An 18990-nucleotide genomic window follows, 5' to 3' on the forward strand; every position below is an offset into this window, starting at 1 on the left:
GCCGCCCGCCGCCCGCCCTTCGCGCCGCCCGCCCCTCGCCCTCGCCCCGGCCGCCCGCCCACCGGTTCCCCGCCCGCCCTCCGGGTAGTTGTAGGGGGAAGGACGTGCGGCCGGGGATCCGGCCGTCGTCACCCTGAGAGAGGAGCCCGATGAGCCCGACGACCCCCGGTACCGACCTCGACGCCCTGGTCGAGGACGTGGAGTCCCGGAACCCCGGTGAGCCGGAGTTCCACCAGGCCGTCCGCGACGTGCTTCGGCCGCTCGGCCCGGTGCTCGAGGCGCACCCCGAGTACGCGCGGGCTCGGATCCTCGAGCGGCTCGTGGAGCCCGAGCGACAGATCATCTTCCGGGTCCCGTGGGTCGACGACGACGGCGACGTGCACGTCCAGCGGGCGATGCGGGTCGGGTTCAACTCGGCGCTCGGGCCGTACAAGGGCGGCACGCGGTTCCATCCGGCGGTCACGCTCGGGACGATCAAGTTCCTCGGCTTCGAGCAGGTCTTCAAGAACGCCCTGACGGGCCTGGCGATCGGCGGCGGCAAGGGCGGTGCGGACTTCGACCCGAAGGGCCGCTCCGACGATGAGGTGATGCGCTTCTGCCAGTCGCTGATGACCGAGCTCTACCGCCACATCGGGCCGGACCAGGACGTCCCGGCCGGCGACGCCGGCGTCGCCGCCCGCGAGATCGGCTTCCTCTTCGGCCAGTACAAGCGCATCACCGGCACCTACGGCGCCGGTGCGCTGACCGGGAAGGGCACGGGCTGGGGCGGCGCCGAGGTCCGGACCGAGGCCACCGGCTACGGGCTCGTCTACTTCGTGCGCGAGATGCTGTCCGCGCGCTACGAGGACCTCGAGGGACGGACGGTCGTCGTCTCCGGTGCGGGCAACGTGTCGATCTTCGCGATCGAGCAGGCGCAGCGCCTCGGCGCGAACGTCATCGGCTGCTCCGACAGCTCCGGCGCGATCCACGATCCCGCCGGCATCGACCTCGAGCTCCTGAAGACCGTCAAGCTCGACGAGCGTGGGTCGCTGGCCGACTACGCCGAGCGGCGCGGGGGCGACGTCGCGCTGAAGGAGGACGCGACCCCGTGGGACATCCCCTGCGAGATCGCCCTGCCGTGCGCGACCCAGAACGAGCTGGACGCCAAGGACGCGAAGAAGCTCGTCAAGCACGGCGTGAAGGTCGTCGCCGAGGGCGCGAACATGCCCTGCACCGACGACGCGATCGCCGTCTTCCAAGGGGCCGACGAGGTGGCCTACGCGCCGGGGAAGGCGAGCAACGCCGGTGGCGTGGCGGTCTCGGCGTTCGAGATGGAGCAGAACGCGTCCCGGCACGGCTGGTCGTTCGAGCAGTCCGACGAGCGCCTCCAGGCGACGATGAAGCAGATCCACGAGACCTGCCGCCGCACCGCCGCGGAGCACGACCACGAGGGCGACTACGTTGCCGGTGCGAACATCGCGGGCTTCCTGCGCGTCGCCGACGCGATGCTCGCGCAGGGCGTGGTCTGAGGCGCGGGACGTCGGGACCGGCCGCCGGTGGGCCCGGCCGCGGACCCCGACCGCCCCGGCCCGGGCCGCTCGACCTCGATCACCCCGTCCCGGACCCGCTCGGCCCCGATCGCCCTTCGGCCGGGCCGCTAGGACCCCGATCGCCCTTCGGCCGGGCCGCTCGGACCCCGCCCACCCCGCCACGGCCGATCAGCCCGGGTTGAAGCCCTGCACGAAGACCGTGACCCGTCCGACCGCCGCGTTGGGCGACGTGCAGGTGACGAACACCTCCTGCGCGTTCGCGGTGCTGATGACCCGCGTGTAGGTGTTCGTGGCGTACTCCTCGCTGCCGGTCAGGGTGATCTCGGGGTTCAGGTCGACGGAGCCGCTGGATCCGAGGACGGAGGCGGAGCCCCGGCAGGAGAGGGACGAGGCACCGCTCTGCTTCTCCACGACGAGGTCGATCTTCATGAGGCTCCCCGCCTGCATCGGCAGCGAGCCGATCGACGTGGTGCCGGTCGGCAGGCCGAACCGCGACGGGCTCGTGCTGGCCATGGTCGTGGCCGCCGTGGGGACGGTCCGGAAGCTGCCGCTGCGGGCCGCCGCGGTGGCCGCCGGGCCGGCGGGACCCCGCTCACCGGTCTGGCCGGTCGGCCCCGCCGGCCCGGTCGGCCCTGCCGGCCCTGCCGGCCCCTGGACCCCGACGCCGGCGGCACCGTCCCGTCCGGGAGCGCCCGTGGCGCCTGCCGGACCGGTCGCCCCGGGGCGACCGGCGAGCGCCTGCAGCTCCGACGCCTTGAAGTCCTTCCGCAGCAGCGACCCGTTCTTGACGTCCGCGCTCGTGAGCGACCCGTTCTTCACCTGCGCCCCGGTGATGAGCTTCGACGCCGCCCAGGCGCTCCCCGTGCCCAGGACGAGGAACAGCGCCAGTCCCGAGCAGACGTTGGCGAACGTGAGGTGGCGGCGCAGGAGCGGCATCGCGCCAGGCTATGGCGTGCGCGCCAGGACGGACAGGGCGTGAGACCGAATCGGGACGCGCACGGGCGACGCATTCGGGGTCCGCACACCCAGGCGACCGGATCCCGACGATCGCGCCTGCGCCGGCCGCCGCCGCGGTGCGCCTTCAGGCGGACAGGCGCAGAACACACGGAACCTCGACCCGTGGTCGAGGTCAGGTGGTCACGTTATGGCGTCGTCGCCCGTGGTCGCGTGCACGTTCGGGCTCCGGCCTTCCGGCCTTCCGGCCTTCCGGCCTTCCGGCCTTCCGGCCCTCCAGCCATCCGGCCTGTCACCCGCAGCGGTACCTCACGATCAGGTCCGCCAGTGCCTGGCGTGCGCGGTCGAGGCGGTCCTGCGACACGGTCGTCTGGAACATCGCGTGGTCGAGGTCCCCGAAGAGCCCCTGGGCGACGGCCATCGCCTCGGGCCGGCGGCCGCACTCGTCGAGGAGGTGCAGGTACTCGTAGTCCTCGCGGCCCTCGCGGATGCGCTTCAGCCGGATCGACTCGAACGGCATGTCCTCCGTCGAGCCGTCCGGCATGCGGACCTGCCCGGGGTAGAAGAGCTGCCCGTCGCCGTTGGTGCCGTACACGTCGATGCCGAACTGGAAGTGCGGCCCTTCGTTGAAGCCGGCCGCGACGTCGAAGTAGCTCTCGCCGGTGAAGCCGTACATGAAGGCCATCCAGCCCATCGCCGAGGCCTGCGACGCCGGCTGGTCGATCGAGTACGACGGCCACCCGTCGTGCTCGGGGGAGACGATCTCCGGGTCGCCGTCCTCCGCGTTCGGGTCGCACCCGCCGCTGCCGCACGCCAGGTACGCCCAGTTCTCCGCGCCCCGCTGCCGGCCGAAGGCGGCGAACTTCGCGGCCTTGGCGTCGCCGCGCCGCTTGGACACGTAGTCGCGGACGTCGGCGTCGAGCACGTCGACCGCCTTCGTGGACGGCGCGGTGTCGGGGACCGGCGTGGGCGTCGTGGTGTCCCGCTTCTGCAGGTCGTAGAGGCCCGGGTCGTCGATGTCGGTGGTGATCTTCACCGGGGCCTCGGGCCACTGGTCGCGGGCGACCTTCCGCAGGTACGCGCACGACGTGGGCGCGCCCGGCTCCGCCGCGCCGCGGAGCAGCGGCTTCCCGCCCTGGAACAGCCACGGCGTCTGGTGGTACCCGTCGTCGTAGAACGGCTCGTCGCAGATCCACGGCAGGAACAGCGGGACGGCGTCCCGCAGGTCGTCGTCCGGGTCCTCGAGCACCGACCGCCACTCCCGCAGGCAGTCGGGCCGGTCACGGACGCACCCCCACCAGGTGCTGAGCGACGTCAGCCGGGCGCCCGGCAGGGTCCCCTGGTCGGCGGTGCCGTCCAGGAGCGGGCCGACGTGCTTGCGGAACGCGTCGACCTGGGTGCCGACGCCCCCGACGGACGCCTTCGGCGACGGGGCGTTCTCGTTCGGGATCGGGAACGCCGTGCCGATCGAGATGCGGTCGCGCAGCCCGAGCTGGGCGAAGCGCGCGAACACCCGCCACGACCGCTCGTTCGTCGGGTCGCAGTCGCCGGTCCGCGGATCCCGGATGTCCGCGAACCCGCCCGCGCCCCCGTCGGCCGCGGCGCCCTGGGTGCCCGGGGCACGCCCGGGGGCGCAGACGTCGCGGACGTTGACCGGGAACAGGCTGCGCAGCGACGACGTCGACGGCAGCGTGAACGGCCGGACGACGAGCCGGATCGGCACGTCGACGAGCGGCGCCGGGCTCGGGCCGGTCCCGGACGTGACCCGGAGCGTGCCCGTGTAGACCCCGGGACGGGCGCCCTTCGGCACGTTCACGTCGACCCAGATCGCGGCGGCGTCGTCGGTCGCGAGGTCGAACGGGAAGGCACCGCCGTCACCGCCGAGCAGCGGGTCGCGGTCGGGGATCAGCTGGTCGGGCCAGCGGCCGACGGCGCCCTCGCCGTCGGTCACCCGGCGCACGTCGTAGGACGCCTCCCGGGAGAGGTCGATCTCCGACGCCGGGATCACCGCGCCGTCCGGTCCGCGGAGACCGTCGGTCATCGCGGCCCGGATCGCCGGTCGGGGCGTGCTCGCGGTGCGCAGCGCCACCTGGAACGACGCGGACTCGTTCCGCGCGGCCGCGACGCGGGCGTCGGGACGGCCGCCGGCGGGCAGCGGCTCGTCGGGCCGGATCGTCGTCGCCGAGCCGTGGACGGCGGCGACGGAGCGGTCCTCCACCGCGAACGCGTCGGCGAGGAGCCGCTCGCCCGCGCGGACCGGCCCGCGACGCTCCAGCGACACCCGGAGCCGGTCGCCCGGGCGCAGCGGCTCGATCGCGACCTCCAGACGACGGAAGCGGTCGTCGCCGAGCATCACCGGCGCCGACGTCCGGGTGCGGACGCCGGCGCCGTCGGGGGCGGTCTCGCGCACGACGAGGACGGCCTCGCGGGGAACGGGCCCGGCGCCGGCGCGGGCCCGTGCCCAGACGCTCGCGGTGTACGTGTGGCCGGCGGCGGTCGACGACACGGTCGGGGCGGCGTCGGCGATCCCGAGGCCCTTCCCGTGGGCGGCGACGATCTCCGCGGCGCGGCGCCCGTCGGGGGCGTCGATCACGGCGACGGGCCGCGGGGCGGGGGCGCCGTCCCGCAGGCCGGTCCAGCCGATCGCGTCGTGCTCGAAGCTGGGGTTCTCGACCGGGACACCGGGGCGCAGGGTCCCGGGGGAGGCCGCGGTGACGGCGAACGCGTCGATGCGGAAGGCCTCTCCCGCCGTCACGTCGTCCGCCCGCCCGGCGTAGACGGCGAGGGAGTTCCCGGTCCGCGTACCCTCCAGGTCGACGGTGACCGGCACGAAGCGGTCGTCCCGGAGCTCGACCTCCCGGGTCCGCTCCTGGACCTGGGTCCCCGCCGGGGACGTCTCGCGCAGCCCCAGCCGCACGCGGTCGCCCGCGGTGCCGGGGCCGGCCTTCACCCACGCGGTCGCGGTGTACCGGCGACCCCCGGCGACCTTGCGGTCGAGCGCCGCGGGAGCCTGCCGGACGGAGTAGTGCGTCGCCGATCCGGTCACGGCGACCGTCGCGCTGCGCGCGCCCGCGGCCGCGTCCGGGTCGTCCGCCGGGGGCGTCGGGCGGACGGTGCCCTGGTAGCCGGTCCACGGGGCGACGCCCCGCTCGAACGACGGGTCGGCGGTGAGGGACGTCGCGGGGAGCCGCGCCTGGTCGGGGGCGACGAGCGTCACGGCGTCGGCGTAGAACGACTCGCCCGGGGTGACGCCGGTCCCGCGGCGCAGGTAGACGTCCAGCGCCTCTCCCGACCGCGGGGCGACGCAGGTCGCGCGGACCGTGCGGAACGCCGCCGTGAGCTCGACGGGGGCCTGCGCGCAGGTCGTCCCGGCCCCGTCGGCGCCGGTCGTGCGGATCACGAGCTCGAGCGGCTTCCCACGGGCGCTGCGGGTTCCGGCCTTCACCGCGGCGGTGGCGGTGTAGCGCCGTCCCCCGCTCGTCCGGCGCACGCTGGCGGGCTCGTCGTCGAGCGTGTAGTCCTCGTTCCCCGGCGCGACCGCGACGCGGACGACGGCGCGGCCGTCGGGCGCGTCGGGCTGCGTGGTCTCGCGCCGCAGCGGCCGACCGTGGAACGACCCCCAGCCACGGACCCCGGCCTCGAACGACGGGTTCGCGGTCAGGTTCCCGCGCGGGACGCCGTGGCGCTGGGGGGCCGGAGCGTCGTTCCGGTCGCCGCCGAGCGACAGCACGGCCGCGACGGCGGCGGCGAGCAGGGCGACGATCCCGACGACGGCGAGTCCGCGACGCCGCCGGGGGCGCCGGACCGCCGGCGAGCGCGGTGCGGGACGGTCGGGGTCGTCGGTGGGGTCGTCGCTCATCGTGGTGACCGGCGCGGGTGGGCTTCAGGTGCAGCCGGTTCCGGTGCGCCACGGGTGGCGACCCGACCGCAGCGTACGGGGTCGGGCCGTGGGGCGCACCCGGCGCTGCGCCGGTCGCACGACGACGCCCGGGGCACGGGGCCGAGTCGTGTCACCATGGGGCCATGAGCCTGGAGACCGTGCGCAACGCCGTCCTCTACTGGACGGGATACGCCCTGCAGACGCGAACCTCGATGCAGCAGCACGGGTACACGACGCCGCGCACGATCCTGTCGTCCGACATCGGTCCGAGCGTCGAGTACGCGCACTCCGTCGTCGAGCGGTACGAGCGCCTCGGGATCGGCCCGGAGGGCAAGCGGGTGCTGGAGCTCGGTCCAGGGCTCGACCTCGGGACGGGCGCCGTGATGCTGCACCACGGTGCGGCGTCGTACCTGGCGATCGACGCGTTCGACAACCGCGCGGACGCCCCGGACGCGCTGTACGCCGCCTTCGACGCCCGCTACGGCCGCGAGATCCCGCGCGAGGACCTGCGGTTCCGGCTCTGCACGTTCCCGGAGCTCCCCGAGGTCGACGAGCAGTTCGACGTCATCGTCAGCCACGCGACCCTCGAGCACATCCCGGAGATCCCGCACCTGTTCCGGTCGCTCAAGCGCGTGGCCGCCCCCGGCTGCGTCTTCGTCCACCAGGTCGACGGGATCTCGCACGCGGGCGGCCTCCGTCCTCGCGACCCGCTGAACATGCTGCGCTACTCCGACGCCACGTACGACCGGATCGCCCGGTTCCCCGGCCGGCCGAACCGCCTGCGGGCCGGGGACTTCGCGGACGCCGCCCGTGCCGCCGGGTTCCACGACGTGTCGATCGACGTCGAGTACCGGACGTCGGACGAGTACCTCCGGCGGGTCCGTCCGGCGCTGGATCCGCAGTTCCGCGATCGCGACGACCTCGACGCGCTCACGTTCAACGTCCTCGCGCGCGGCTGAGCCGGGCCGCACCCGGGGCGGTCCCTATGCTGCGTGCGATGGAGCGCGTCGCACCCGGGGTCACCGACGTCACCGGGGCCGCACCGGCCGATGCGCCCGTGCGGGTCGGCTACCTGATGTCGCGGTTCCCGACGCTGACGGAGACCTTCATCCTGCGCGAGATGCAGGGCGTGGAGGCCGAGCCGGGCGTCGAGATCGTCCCGATGTCGCTGTTCCCGACGCCCGACAGGACGGTGCACGAGGACGCCGTGCCGTGGGTCCCTCGGCTGTATCGCCCGAGCATCCCGGACGCGGTGCGGAGCACCCTGCGCTGGCTCGTCCGGCGACCGGTCCGGACCCTCGGGATCTGGGGGCGGATGCTGCTCGACCACCGCGGCGAGGGGCCGGCGACGATCGCGAAGGCGGTCACCACCACCGCGCTGGCGTTCGCGCACGCGGACCACGTGGAGCGGCGGGGCATCCAGCACGTCCACGCGCACTTCGCGTCGCTGCCCGCACTGGCGGCCTGGGCCGTGCAGCGCCTCACGGGCGTCCCGTTCAGCACCACCGCGCACGCGCACGACGTCTTCCAGCACCAGGCGGGACTCCGGACGAAGCTCCGCGCCGCGTCGTTCGTGATCGCGATCTCCCGCTACCACCAGATGTTCCTCGCGCACTTCGGCGCCGCGACGGGCCACACGCGGCTCTCGCCGCTCGGCCTGGACCTCCAGCGCTACGCGTTCCGCGAACGCGAGATCCCGCGCGAGGGCCCGGTCGACGTGCTGTTCGTGTCCAGCCTGCGGCCGTACAAGGGCCACCGGTTCCTGTTCCGCGCGCTCGCCGAGGACCCGCGGCTGGCCCGCCTGCGCGTCGACGTCGTCGGGGCCGGCGTCCTGCAGGAGGAGCTCGAGCGCGAGGTCGCGGAGCTCGGCGTGCAGGACCAGGTGGTGTTCTCCGGCGGACGCACCCAGGAGCAGGTCCTCGAGCGCCTGGGCCAGGCCCACGTGCTGGTGCAGCCGTCGATCGTCGAGGCGGACGGCCACACCGAGGGGCTGCCGACGACGCTGGTCGAGGCCGCGGCCTCCGGGGTGACGATGGTCGCCAGCCGCGTCACCGGCGTCCCGGACCTCGTCCGGGAGAACGAGACGGGGTTCCTCGCCGACCCGGGCGACGTCACCGGCCTGGCCGACGCCCTCGCCCGCCTGCTGGGGCACCCGGACCCGCGGGCGCTGCAGCGCGCGGCGCGGGCCCACGTCGAGGAGTGGCACGACGTCCGCCGCGTGTCGCCCCGCCTCGTCGGGTGGTTCCGCGAGTCGGCGCTGGCGGGGGACGCCGCGCGGCGGTAGCGGGCCCGGAGGGCCCGCCCCTCAGCGACCCTGCTCGTGCAGCGACTGGGCGCGGGTGAGGGCCTTGCTGCGGGCCAGCGCCTTGGCCTTGGCCTTCGCCTTGTCGCGCGCCTTCGCCTTCGCCTTCGCGCGGGCCTTGGCCCTGGCCTGCTTCAGGGCCTTCTTCGTCGGCTTCTTCGTCTTCGGGTGCTTGCCGGAGGCCGGCACCTTCACGGGGGCCGTGGCGGTGGCGGTCGCGGTGGCGGTCGCGGTGATGGTCGCCGGCGCGGGCGTGGAGCCCGAGCCGCCCGCCGACGGGACCGTGACCGCCGGGATCGAGACCGTCACGCCGGGGACCACCGTGGCGGAGACGGCGGGCGTCACCGTCGTGGTCCCGCCGGGCGTGGTGGCGGTCGGGGCGGGCGCCGTGATCGTCACGGACGCGGTGACCGTCGCGGAGGCCGACACCGTCGAGGAGCCGGTCGAGCCCGACCCGGAGGGCGCCGGGGTCGTGGCCGTGTTGCTGGCGTCGCCGCCGGCGGGCCAGAGCGGGTCCAGCGCCGTCGGGACCGCGGTCGGCGGGGCGCAGGAGCCGTCGTTGACGCAGGGCTTCAGGACGCGCAGGGCCTTGACCCAGCTGCCGGCCTTGCCGTCGATGCCGGGCGTGTTGCGGAGCGCCCAGAGGTACTGCTTCCCGCCGTCCCAGGTCGGGAGGCCGGACTTCTTCCCGAACTCGACGCCCGGATCCTTCTGGCCGAGCGACAGGCGGTCGAGCGACGCCTCGTTCCCGATGCCCCACTCCTTGCCGCCGGAGAGGTCCATGACGATCAGGCCGTAGTGCGCCATGGCCCGGAGGATCACCTTGTCGTGCGCCGGGACCTTCAGCGCCGCGATCTGCTCGTCGCTGTAGCCGAGCTGGAACCGGGCGCCGAGCGAGGGGGCGTTCGTGTTCGACAGGCCGAGCTTCGCGCAGGCGCTCTCCGGGTCGTTCTCGGGACGCAGCGACGGCGCGACCGACTTGCCGTCGGTGCACGGGACGGCCATGAACAGCGCGTGGGGGATGTCGCCGTCGAGCAGCTCCTCGGGCCGGACGATGCCGCCCATGACGGAGAGGCCCGACGCGCTGGCGGTGCCGGAGCCGACCGTCTCGCCGTTGCCGTCGATGCGGGTGCGTCCGCCCCAGGTCGCGGTCAGCGTGGTGCCGCCCTTCACGGTGGTGACCTTGACCTCCCAGAACTCGTAGTTCCAGCCGGACTCCTGGTCGATCACGATCAGGTGCTTGTCGACGCCCTGGCTGGGCGCCGCGCCGTCCGGGACCCGGATCGTCATGCCGTTGAGCTCGCTCGAGCCCCAGGTGCCGCCGTTGCGGTTGTCCTCGAGCAGCTTGACCTTCACGGTCGGATCGGTCGGGCGGGCGAAGTAGATCGCCTTCTCGCCGTAGCCGGTCCCGGTGTCGCCGGTGCCGAAGCTCATGTCGCCGACGGGCGCCATCGCGTTGAGCCGGTCGACGATCGCCGCCGAGTTCGGCAGGACCCGCGGGTCGTTCGGCAGCATGCGGCGGTTGAAGGGGCTGGTGGCGGCGAACGGGCGCCAGCACGCGCCGGGGTGGGCTGACGCGCTGTAGAGCCCGCCGGCCGGGGCGCAGTTCGGCCGGATGACCTCGGCCTGCGCCGACGACGTCGCGCCGAGCCCCGAGAGCGCGGTGGCGGCCACCAGCGCTGCGACCCGCAGCGGGCGGGAGATGCGGGCCGGGACGGTGCGGCGGTGGGTCGTCGGTGCGGCGGCCATGTCCTCTTCTTCGGGCGACGCCGCGATTCTGGGACCGGTCCCGCACAATTTCGGACGTTCGTCGATCCGGCTGATGGACGGTCGATGGACGGTTGATGCCGAAATGACACCAACGACTGTTCCCGCCGAGGGCGGGCCGCTCCGGTCCGGCGGGACCGATCGCCCGTGAGCGACGCCGATCCGTGCCGTCGAGACGTGGTCCCGGGGAGTGGACGTCGCGTCTCGGGCCTGCGCCGGACGGCGGCCCCGGGTGAGGTGCCGTCCAGTGGCTCTGGACGGAGGCCGGACGCCGCATCGGGGGTGCTCCGTCTCGATCGCGGGCGACCCGGCCCGCCGGTCCGGACGGCCCCGCGGGCACCTCGGGTCCAGGCCGCCCGGCCGCGGCCCCACCCGGCACCCGGCCCGCGGGTCAGTCGGCTGCGAGGACGCGGCGCAGGTCCGCGTCGAGGAGCTCGTGCCCCAGCTGCTGCTCGGACATGGGCCGCAGGGAGTGGTCGCGGCCCGCGAGCTCGACGACCTGGAGGCCCGGGCGCTCGCGGACGAGGTCGAGTGCCCCGTCGCGCTCGAGCTCTCCCCGGAGCGGCTCGTTGCCGGTGAAGATCAGCGAGACGAGGACGCCCGCGTCGGACTGGCGCTGCAGCGCCGCGGTGACCTGGCGGCGGATCTTCAGGGACTTCACCGCCCCGACGGGGTAGTTCGCGATCGCCTTGAGGATCTCGATGATCCGTTCCCGCTCGATGTCGCCCCGCAGGACGCGCTTCCACTGGGACCGCTTGACGATCCGCTTGCCGACGCGGGCGTCCCGGACGTCCCCGAGGGCCGAGCTCCAGACGAGGGCACGGGCGTTGATCAGGACGGTCGACCGGACCCGGGGGTCCCCGAGCGCGGCGTTGAACCCCATCCACGCGCCGGAGCAGAGGCCCACGATCATGAAGGTGGACGGCAGGCCCCGGGCCACCACGAGGTCGAGCGCGGCGCGGACCTGGGCGACCACCGTCGGGTTGTGGAGCTCCTCGCCCGTGTGCGCGACGAGGTCCGGTCCGGGTGCGTCACCGAGACTGCCGACGTCGATCCGGACGGACGGGACGCCGCCCGCCGCCCAGCGACGTGCGGCCTCGACCCACATGCGGTTGGGGCCGACGTGGCGCTGTCCTCCGGCGTTCAGGAAGACCACGGTCAGCTCGTGCGACCGGGGGCCGTCGGGCTCGGAGACGATGCCGAACACGCCGGGACCGCCGTCCGCGACCCGGAGCGGCGACTCGCGCACCCCGTCGAGGTCGAGCGTGTCGGCGCCGAGCGGTCCGCCCGGCGTGGTGGCTGGAGCGGCGGCGACCTCGTCGAGCCAGCCGTCGACCGTCGTCACGACCGCGGCGGGGAGGGTCGACGTCTGCGGGTGCTCGACCATCCGGCCGTACCCGTCGCCGTGGGCGGTCGAGACCGTCGCGCCGGAGGCCTCGAGGTGCGCGCGGAGCTTGGCGTCCACGGCCATGCCGTCGCGCTCGAGCAGCAGCACGCGGCGTCCGGCGAGGACCTCGGCGGGGACGGTCGTCGCGTCGGTGGCCCGGAGTCCCGCCTGGGTCTCGTCGGTGAGCAGGTAGCCGCCGGGCGCCAGGCGGGAGTCGGCGACCTCGACGTCGTCGATCTGCTCGCCGTGCTCGTCGATCGCGGCGGTGCTGCGCTCGAGCTGCGCGAACGCCTGGAGCTGCCGGATGACGGTGCGTCCCCTCGACGCGACGCCCCAGAGCGCGACGTCACCGATCGCGGAGGCGTCGTCGTGCCGCAGCCCGTCGACGACGACGAGGCCCGGGAGCCCGAGGGCGATCACCCGCACCTCCGGCGCCCCCTGCGACGTCGCCAGCGCGGTGGCGGCGGCGAGGATCCCCGCGCGCCACGCGCCGACGAGGTCCGGGTGCTTCGGGTCGCCCGCGCTGTCGCCGGAGCCCGGCAGGTCGATGCGGAGCACGGGGTGTCCGCGCCGCGCGAGGTGGTGCGCCCAGGTGCGGAGCGGTCGGTGGGCGCTGATGTCCTCCCAGCCCCAGGGGCCGATCAGCAGGATCGGCTCCCGTGCGGCGACGTCGTCCCGGGGCTCCGACAGGAGCGCGTACACGTCGAACGGGTCGGCCGGGACGTAGACGACGCGGTCGCTGACCCGGGGGTCGGTGGTGGAGGTGAGGAGCGGCGTGTGGTTCAAGGGCCTGGGGGTGTCGCGGGACGGACTGCGAGCGTATCCGTGACGTTCAGCGCCCGGACCAGCACCGAGGTCGGGGGCGGGGCGTCGGCCGACCGGGGGCGCAGGGCGATCCGGCGCGACGACCCGGGGGCGATCGCGAACGCGTCGTCCTCCGGGGTCCAGCCGGGGGCGGAGACGCGGACGCCGTCGGCGAGCGCCCGGGTCTTCAGCACGACCTCGGGACGCCCGTCGGCGTCGGTCCCGAGGGTGCCGGTCAGGCCGATGGACGCCGCGCTGCGACGGGTCAGCGGCCGGCCGGCCGGGAACGCGACGGCCTGGGAGAGCGGGTGCCCGCCGGGCTCCTCGAGCGTGGCGACGACCAGGTCGTGCGGCGCGGGGCCGAAGCGGTAGGCCCAGGCGCTGTCGACGAACCGGCCCACGAGCTCCTCGACGCGGCGCTCCACCGTCGCGCCCGGCGCGAGGACGAGCTCCTCGTCCCCGGACGCCACGGGCTGCTCGCCGTCCCGGAACAGCTGGACGCGGAGGACGACGGGGAGCGGCTCCCGGGTGTCGTTGGCGGCGTGCAGCGCGATGCCGCCGAGGCCCTCGTCGGTCGTCCACACCGCGACCGGCGCGAGCGCCCGGCGCAGGTGGTGCAGGGCGACCTTCGGGGCGCCGCGGTGGTCGACGAGGCCCCACCCGGCGCCGGGGACGAGGTCGCGCCACCAGAGCACGAGGCCGCCGCCGCACCGGGACGCCGCCCGGCGCCACTCGCCGAACGTCGCGGCCATCACCTCGCCGGTGACGGTCCGGGAGAGCTCGAGGTAGCGCTCGTGGTCGGTGCGGCGCAGCTCGCCGGGGTCCACGGCGTAGAGGTCGCGCAGGTAGTGGTCGCGGACGTCCTCGAAGTCCCAGCCGGCCCCGGCGTCGCGGGGGACGCCGGCCTTCCAGCGCGGGTGGTGGACGACGAGGTCGCCCGGCGCTCCGGGCAGCAGGTCGTGCAGGGCCTCGTCGTCGGGGACGTTGGCGAACGCGAGGGACTCGGAGGCGAAGCGGACGTCGGCGCGCCGGGCGTCCTGCAGCGGCCGGCGGTAGCCCCCGACCCCGTAGTAGTGGGTGATCCCGACGTCGGGCCGGATCGGCGGGTCGCCGCACGGGCTCGACGGCACGAGGATCGCGTCCGACGACGCGGCCTCCAGGGCGGCGGGCAGCAGCTCGCCGGGGATCGGGCCGCGCGCGAGCTCCGGGTCCAGGCCGAGCATCGCGACCTGCTGCTCGATCTCGCTGTCGCCGCAGACGACGACGGTGCTCGGGCGCGTGCCCATGCGGCCGAGCAGCTGCGCGAGCTCGGCCTCCAGCGCGGCGCGGAAGTCGTCGTCGACGACCGGGTAGTCCATGTTCGCGAGCGCCAGGTCCTGCCAGACCATGATCCCGAGCTCGTCGCAGAGCTCGTGGAAGCGCTCGGACTCGTAGACCCCGATGCCCGCGATGCGGAGGAGGTTCATCCCGGCGTCGCGGACGAGCTCCAGCTGCGCGCGGAGCTCGTCGTCCGTGGGGGCGAGACCGACGGGGTCCGCGCTCGTCCAGACCGCGCCGCGGGCGAAGACCGGGACGCCGTTGACGTGGAGGTCGAGGCCGTCGACCGTGACGTCGTGCCCGGGTGCGGCGCCGGGCGCGAGCGCGCGGAAGCCCGTGCGGTGGACGGGCGAGCGCACGACCGACCCGTCGTCCAGGGTGACCGCGATCGCCACGTCGTGCAGGACGGGCTCGCCGTGGGTGTGCGGCCACCAGCGGGCGACGTCCGGCACGCGCAGGCCGCCGTGCACCAGCAGGAGCGGCTCGTCCCCCTCGAGGTCCAGGTGCGCGCGGTGGATCCCCGAGGGCCCCGTGAGCACGGCCTCCGCGGACGCGGCGGACCTGCCGGCACCCGCGCGGAACGCGGCGTGGAGCTCGACCACGCCGTCGTCCCCGTCGACCGACGGCGACAGCGAGACCCCGGCGAACCCCCCGCGGTCCGCCCGCACCAGCCGCACGGGCCGCCACGGGCCGACGGGGGCGGGGACCGCCGAGAACCCGGGCGCGCGGCCCTGGAGCGTCGTGCGGATCCAGCGCAGGTTGCCGTCCTTCGCCACGCGGGTCCGCCACCGGGCCCGCGGCTTCCGGCGCTGCTTCAGGATCGGCAGCAGCGAGCGGAACCGGATCGCCAGCTCGTTCTCCGGCCGCACCGCGTCGGTGACGAAGGCCGTCGCCCCGACGAACATCGACGTGCTCGACGCGACCTGCTCGCCGTTGAGGAAGACGTCGGCGACGGTCGCCAGACCGTCGAGCTCGAGCTGCGCCTCCTCGCCGTCCTCGGGCCCCCACGGGAACGTCGTCCGGTACCACCAGTCGTGGGCGTCGGTGTCCAGCGTCTCGCCGGGCGCGAGGCGTCCGGCGGCGATCAGCGCGGACGCGGCGGTGCCGGGGACGGCGGCCGGCACCCAGTCGAGGGCGTCGATCGTCGTCGGGTCCTCGTGGGCGCCGGGGGCGCACGACGCGACCGACCAGCCGTCGGCGAGCGGGTCGCCGTCGGCCGGGACCGGGCCGACGGCCGTGCCGGCCGGCTCGGGGTCGCCGTCAGGCACGTCCTGCCTGCAGGCGCGTCATCGCCTCGTCCCACGAGGCCGCCATCCGGTCGACGATCGGCTCGTGGTCGAACGCGCGGCGGCGGGCGATCCGGAACGACAGGAGCTTGCTGTCCTCCACGAGGGCGGCGAGGGGCTCGCGCGCGGCGGTGCTCCCGTCGGCGTCGAGCCACTCGAGGTGGCTCCCGAGCAGCTCGAACGTCGATCCGATCATGCGCACGGTCGCGAAGACGTAGTCGGCGCGGGTCGTCGGGTCGGCGGCCGCCAGGTCGTCCATCGACGCGCCCAGCGCGGCGGAGAACCGGGTGAACGGGTTGCCCGCGGGCAGCCGCTGCAGGTGGTGGTGCGTGTAGCGGCGCGCGGCGTCCCGGAGCTCGTCGCCCTGCAGCGCGGGGCCGGCGTCGAAGCGCACGAGCTCGGTGTAGGGCGGCAGGGTCTCGGGGCCCCACTCCTCGCCGGTCCTGAGCGCCCCGCGGTAGTCCGCGCCGGAGAGCTCGAAGTACCCGGCGTTGTGGAAGTACCGCAGCGTCTCGGCGTCCGGGTCGATCGCCTCGACGCCGACGGTCGTCTTCACGTGCTGGGTGCCGTGGCTGAGCCCGGCGGTGTCCGGCAGGAACCACGCGTCCAGCTCGACCAGCACCGAGCGGTCGTGGCGCAGCTGCTCCTCGAGCTGGGCCTCGAGCGACCGGTACTGCTGCATCTCGTGGATCTCGATGCCGTACAGGGCCTCGATCTCGTCGAACCGCGGCTTGAAGAACGTCCACTGGTCGCCCTCGAAGTCCCCGCGGACCGTGGAGCCCATCGCGGCGAGGGGCTCGAGCCCGCGCGCGTGCACGAGCTCGATGTAGACGTCGGTCCAGCAGTTCGTCTCGCGGTACGCGCGGGTCTCGTCGTGCGAGGTGTGCGGGACGTAGGTCTGCGGGTCCAGCCCGAGGAGGCTGACCGCCCGCCCACCGGTGCTCATGCGGGCCAGAGCTGCTCGCGGACGTCCTCCGGCCACGCCTGTGGGTCGAGCCCGTGGGTCTTCAGCAGCGCCAGCACGATGCGCTCGTGACCGAAGCCGAGGCACGCGGTGTGCGCGACCTCGCCGGTCGAGGTCTCGATGCCGTAGACGGACGCGAAGTGGTCCTGGTGGTAGTTGAACGACGCGACGGCCGTGGGCTCGGGGCCCGCGATCTGCACGAGGATCTCGAACTTCAGCTCCTGCTCCTTCTGCGACGCGGCCATCATGCGGCCGCGGCGGCCGAAGAACGGGTCGGTCGCGACGTCGAAGTTCGCGTCGAGGCCGAGGCCGCGGAGGAGGTCGATCGCGCGGTCGCGCCACGCGTCGCGCCAGGTGGCGACGGTCTCGGGCTCCGCGACGCGGACGAGCTCGCGCATGTGGAACATCTGCAGCCGCGCCGGGTCGCCGGAGGGCTCGTGACGGAAGACGTACGCGCCGCCCGGGTCGACGGTGACGCCGCCCTCGGGGAGCGGGCCGCGGGCCGCGACCGCGGGGTAGACCGGGTAGCAGGCGGCCGGCATCAGGACGAGGTCGGTCTGGTGCTGGTGCTCGCTCCAGTCCTCGTGCTTGGAGGCGGCCTCGAACATCTGGGCGGCCTGGCCCTCGGTGCCCTCGAACGAGAACACGGTGCCCGCCAGGTGCGGGAACGACTTCAGGTAGCCGGTGGACTCGAGGTTGTGCCGGGGGAGGACCGGCGGGAAGCGCAGGGCCTCCGCCTCGTCCGGGATCGCCGTGCGCGTGACGAGCTCGTCGAACCCGTTGCGGACCTTCTCGAACGTGCCGCTGCGGCCGTAGACGCCGTGGACGCCGGTGCGGACCAGCAGGCCGGCGGCGACCAGCTCCTCGAGGTAGGCGTCCTGGTCGGGGGTGCCGGGGCGGAACTCGGGCATGTCAGACCTCCTTGGCGATCAGCAGCAGGCTGGCGTTCGTCTCGTGGATGCGGTCGTTGGCGACCATCAGGCAGCCGGACATCGCGTCGCGGAGCTGGCGGCCGATCGAGAACGGCGTGTCGTTCTTGAAGCCGACGATGCCACACACGGCCATCGCGTCCTGGCAGACCCGGGGGGCCTGCGTCGACGTGGCCGTCTTCAGGGTGTTGAAGCGCAGCTGGACGCCGAGGCGGCCGAGCTGCTCGTAGTCGGGCTCGTCGGCGATCTCGAGGAACTCCGTCAGCGCGCTCCTGACCTCGGCGCGCAGCAGGTTCAGCTCGCCGAGGACCTTCGACAGCTCGTTGGCGATCGGCAGGGCCTCGCCCGGCTTGCGGCGGGCCGACGCGCGGACGAAGGCGCGGGCGCGCTCGAACGCCTCGGTGGCGATGCCGAGCCAGACGTGCGACCAGAGGACGTGGGAGATCGGGACCATCGACGCGCTCGAGACGATCGCGAACGCGGTGGTCAGGACCTGCTCCTCCGGTACGGTGCCGCGGACGACGAAGCCCGGCGAGCAGGTGCCGCGCATGCCGAGCGGGTCCCACGTGCCGGTGAGCTCCATCCGGCGCTGCTCGCGGTCGGCGAGCACGAGCACCTGGTCGCTGCCGTCCGCGTCGGCGCCGCGGCGCAGGGTGATCAGGAGGTCGTCGGCGTGCTCGCCGTAGCTGACGGTCGGCGCCTGCTTCTCGAAGGTGACGGTGCCGTCGCCCTGGTACTCGGCGGCGGCGATCGACATCCCCATGTTGCCGCCGGTGCCGACCTCGGAGGTGACCGACGCGATCAGGCGCTGCTCGGACACGACGCTCCGCAGGTGCCCGTCGAACCACGAGCCGGGCTCGCGGTGCCGCACGAGGGTGGCGACCTGGATGTGGTGCATCGCGAAGATCAGGCCGCTGGAGCCGCAGGCGCGGCCGAGCAGCAGGCACGCCTGGGAGACCGCGCGGAGCGAGACGCCGGCGCCGCCGAGGTCCGTCGGGACGAGGGCGCTGAGCGCGCCGGCCTCCTTCAGGGCGTCGAACGTCTCGACCGGGAAGCGGCCCTCGCGGTCGACCTCGACGGCGTTGGGGGCGGCGGCCTCCTTCGCGATCCGGCCGACCGTGGCGACGTACTCCTGGTCGACGGCCTCGTCGACCTGCGCGATCGTGCTCATCAGGACTCCTTCAGGCTGTCCACCGCGGTGGCGATGCTGTCGATCGACTGGAACACCGAGCGCTTGAGCATCTCGTCGGGGAACTCCACGTCGAAGCCCTCCTCGAGCGCCAGCATCACGTTGACGCTGGCGTGCGAGGTCATCCCGGCGGCGTAGAGGTCGTCGTCGCGACCGAGCGACGCTGGATCACCGCTCAGCCGCGCGTGGTCGGCGAGGATCTGGCGGATGGTGTCGTCGGACGCCGAACTCATGGCGGCGAGTGTAACCGCCGTCCCTGGGGGCGGAGCAACCTCCGGGTGCGGTCCTGCGGTGCGGGCGACGGCGACCGCGGACGCCGTGTCGCGTGTCGTCGTGACGCTCACCGCGACGGGGCCGAGACCCTGCCGGGCCGCGACGTCCGCGGCGGGTCCGCGCCACCGCAGCGCCACGGTGCGACCCGACCGCGGGACGACCTCGATCGCCGTCCACGGCACCCCGACGTCGCCGGGACGGAGGACCTTGAACGCCGCCTCCTTCGCAGCGAAGCACCCGGCGAGCCTCCGCGGATCGGGCGACCCGTCGGCGCGGGCGGCGGCGGCCTGCTCGGCCCGGGTGAAGACCCGGTCCAGGTACCGCGGGCCGCGTGCCGCGACGGCGTCCCGCACGTCCCCGACCGACGCGAGGTCGACCCCGGTGCGCAGGCCCGCCATGCCGGCCGCGC

General features: G+C 74.6%; 12 protein-coding genes and 1 pseudogene. 3 read left to right on the plus strand and 10 right to left on the minus strand.

All coding sequences use genetic code 11. From position 1 onward, the window contains the following. Positions 1-149: 149 nt before the first annotated feature. Positions 150-1508: an NADP-specific glutamate dehydrogenase gene (gene gdhA, locus PATMI_RS0112615; RefSeq protein WP_036725777.1), complete on the plus strand. Its 1359-nt coding sequence runs from the start codon at positions 150-152 to the stop codon at positions 1506-1508. Between the two features lie 189 nt (positions 1509-1697). Here gdhA and PATMI_RS38525 read toward each other — a convergent pair whose 3' ends face one another. Both PATMI_RS38525 and PATMI_RS0112625 read right to left on the minus strand, forming a co-directional pair. Then, positions 1698-2465, minus strand: coding sequence for a collagen-like triple helix repeat-containing protein (locus PATMI_RS38525; protein WP_026911155.1), 768 nt, complete (start codon positions 2463-2465; stop codon positions 1698-1700). 310 nt (positions 2466-2775) lie between these two features. After that, on the minus strand, positions 2776-6342 hold the full coding sequence (locus PATMI_RS0112625) for a glycoside hydrolase domain-containing protein (RefSeq protein WP_026911156.1): 3567 nt from the start codon (positions 6340-6342) through the stop codon (positions 2776-2778). 164 nt (positions 6343-6506) lie between these two features. On the opposite strand from PATMI_RS0112625, the gene PATMI_RS0112630 reads away from it, so the two are divergent. Continuing rightward, complete coding sequence (locus tag PATMI_RS0112630; RefSeq protein WP_026911157.1) at positions 6507-7322, plus strand: class I SAM-dependent methyltransferase; 816 nt, start codon at positions 6507-6509, stop codon at positions 7320-7322. A gap of 38 nt (positions 7323-7360) precedes the next feature. Next, positions 7361-8647: a glycosyltransferase gene (locus PATMI_RS29700; protein ID WP_051471516.1), complete on the plus strand. Its 1287-nt coding sequence runs from the start codon at positions 7361-7363 to the stop codon at positions 8645-8647. Positions 8648-8668: 21 nt separating this feature from the next. On the opposite strand, the gene PATMI_RS0112640 is transcribed toward PATMI_RS29700, so the two are convergent. The 8 genes and pseudogenes from PATMI_RS0112640 to PATMI_RS38700 all read right to left on the minus strand — a co-directional run. Continuing rightward, positions 8669-10414: a hypothetical protein gene (locus PATMI_RS0112640; RefSeq protein ID WP_026911158.1), complete on the minus strand. Its 1746-nt coding sequence runs from the start codon at positions 10412-10414 to the stop codon at positions 8669-8671. Positions 10415-10823: 409 nt separating this feature from the next. Further along, positions 10824-12605 (minus strand): alpha/beta hydrolase, encoded by a 1782-nt coding sequence (locus PATMI_RS0112645; protein ID WP_026911159.1) that lies wholly within the window; start codon positions 12603-12605, stop codon positions 10824-10826. After that, complete coding sequence (locus tag PATMI_RS29705) at positions 12602-15208, minus strand: glycoside hydrolase family 2 protein (RefSeq protein ID WP_051471518.1); 2607 nt, start codon at positions 15206-15208, stop codon at positions 12602-12604. The genes PATMI_RS0112645 and PATMI_RS29705 overlap by 4 nt, the downstream gene beginning before the upstream one ends. Next, positions 15201-16172, minus strand: a complete 972-nt coding sequence (locus PATMI_RS29710) for a DUF1839 family protein (RefSeq protein ID WP_036725780.1) — start codon at positions 16170-16172, stop codon at positions 15201-15203. Before PATMI_RS29710 ends, PATMI_RS29705 begins: the two co-directional genes overlap by 8 nt. Beyond that, the gene (locus PATMI_RS0112660) at positions 16169-17101 is read right to left on the minus strand and encodes an amino acid--[acyl-carrier-protein] ligase (RefSeq protein ID WP_026911160.1); all 933 of its coding nucleotides are present in this window, start codon (positions 17099-17101) and stop codon (positions 16169-16171) included. Before PATMI_RS0112660 ends, PATMI_RS29710 begins: the two co-directional genes overlap by 4 nt. 1 nt (position 17102) lies before the next feature. After that, complete coding sequence (locus PATMI_RS0112665; RefSeq protein ID WP_026911161.1) at positions 17103-18290, minus strand: acyl-CoA dehydrogenase family protein; 1188 nt, start codon at positions 18288-18290, stop codon at positions 17103-17105. Continuing rightward, on the minus strand, positions 18290-18541 hold the full coding sequence (locus PATMI_RS38695; RefSeq protein WP_026913044.1) for an acyl carrier protein: 252 nt from the start codon (positions 18539-18541) through the stop codon (positions 18290-18292). The genes PATMI_RS0112665 and PATMI_RS38695 overlap by 1 nt, the downstream gene beginning before the upstream one ends. Positions 18542-18682: 141 nt before the next feature. Then, a pseudogene (locus tag PATMI_RS38700) lies at positions 18683-18979 on the minus strand (4'-phosphopantetheinyl transferase superfamily protein); the annotation flags it as partial. Positions 18980-18990 lie beyond the last annotated feature (11 nt).

It is taken from the genome of Patulibacter minatonensis DSM 18081, assembly GCF_000519325.1.
GTDB classification, from domain to species: Bacteria; Actinomycetota; Thermoleophilia; order Solirubrobacterales; family Solirubrobacteraceae; genus Patulibacter; species Patulibacter minatonensis.

Coding starts and splice junctions, on each gene's coding strand:
- gdhA (WP_036725777.1), top strand. CDS start 150: ATGAGCCCGACGACCCCCGGTACCGACCTCGACGCCCTGGTCGAGGAC.
- PATMI_RS38525 (WP_026911155.1), bottom strand. CDS start 2,465: ATGCCGCTCCTGCGCCGCCACCTCACGTTCGCCAACGTCTGCTCGGGA.
- PATMI_RS0112625 (WP_026911156.1), bottom strand. CDS start 6,342: ATGAGCGACGACCCCACCGACGACCCCGACCGTCCCGCACCGCGCTCG.
- PATMI_RS0112630 (WP_026911157.1), top strand. CDS start 6,507: ATGAGCCTGGAGACCGTGCGCAACGCCGTCCTCTACTGGACGGGATAC.
- PATMI_RS29700 (WP_051471516.1), top strand. CDS start 7,361: ATGGAGCGCGTCGCACCCGGGGTCACCGACGTCACCGGGGCCGCACCG.
- PATMI_RS0112640 (WP_026911158.1), bottom strand. CDS start 10,414: ATGGCCGCCGCACCGACGACCCACCGCCGCACCGTCCCGGCCCGCATC.
- PATMI_RS29710 (WP_036725780.1), bottom strand. CDS start 16,172: ATGAGCACCGGTGGGCGGGCGGTCAGCCTCCTCGGGCTGGACCCGCAG.
- PATMI_RS0112660 (WP_026911160.1), bottom strand. CDS start 17,101: ATGCCCGAGTTCCGCCCCGGCACCCCCGACCAGGACGCCTACCTCGAG.
- PATMI_RS0112665 (WP_026911161.1), bottom strand. CDS start 18,290: ATGAGCACGATCGCGCAGGTCGACGAGGCCGTCGACCAGGAGTACGTC.
- PATMI_RS38695 (WP_026913044.1), bottom strand. CDS start 18,541: ATGAGTTCGGCGTCCGACGACACCATCCGCCAGATCCTCGCCGACCAC.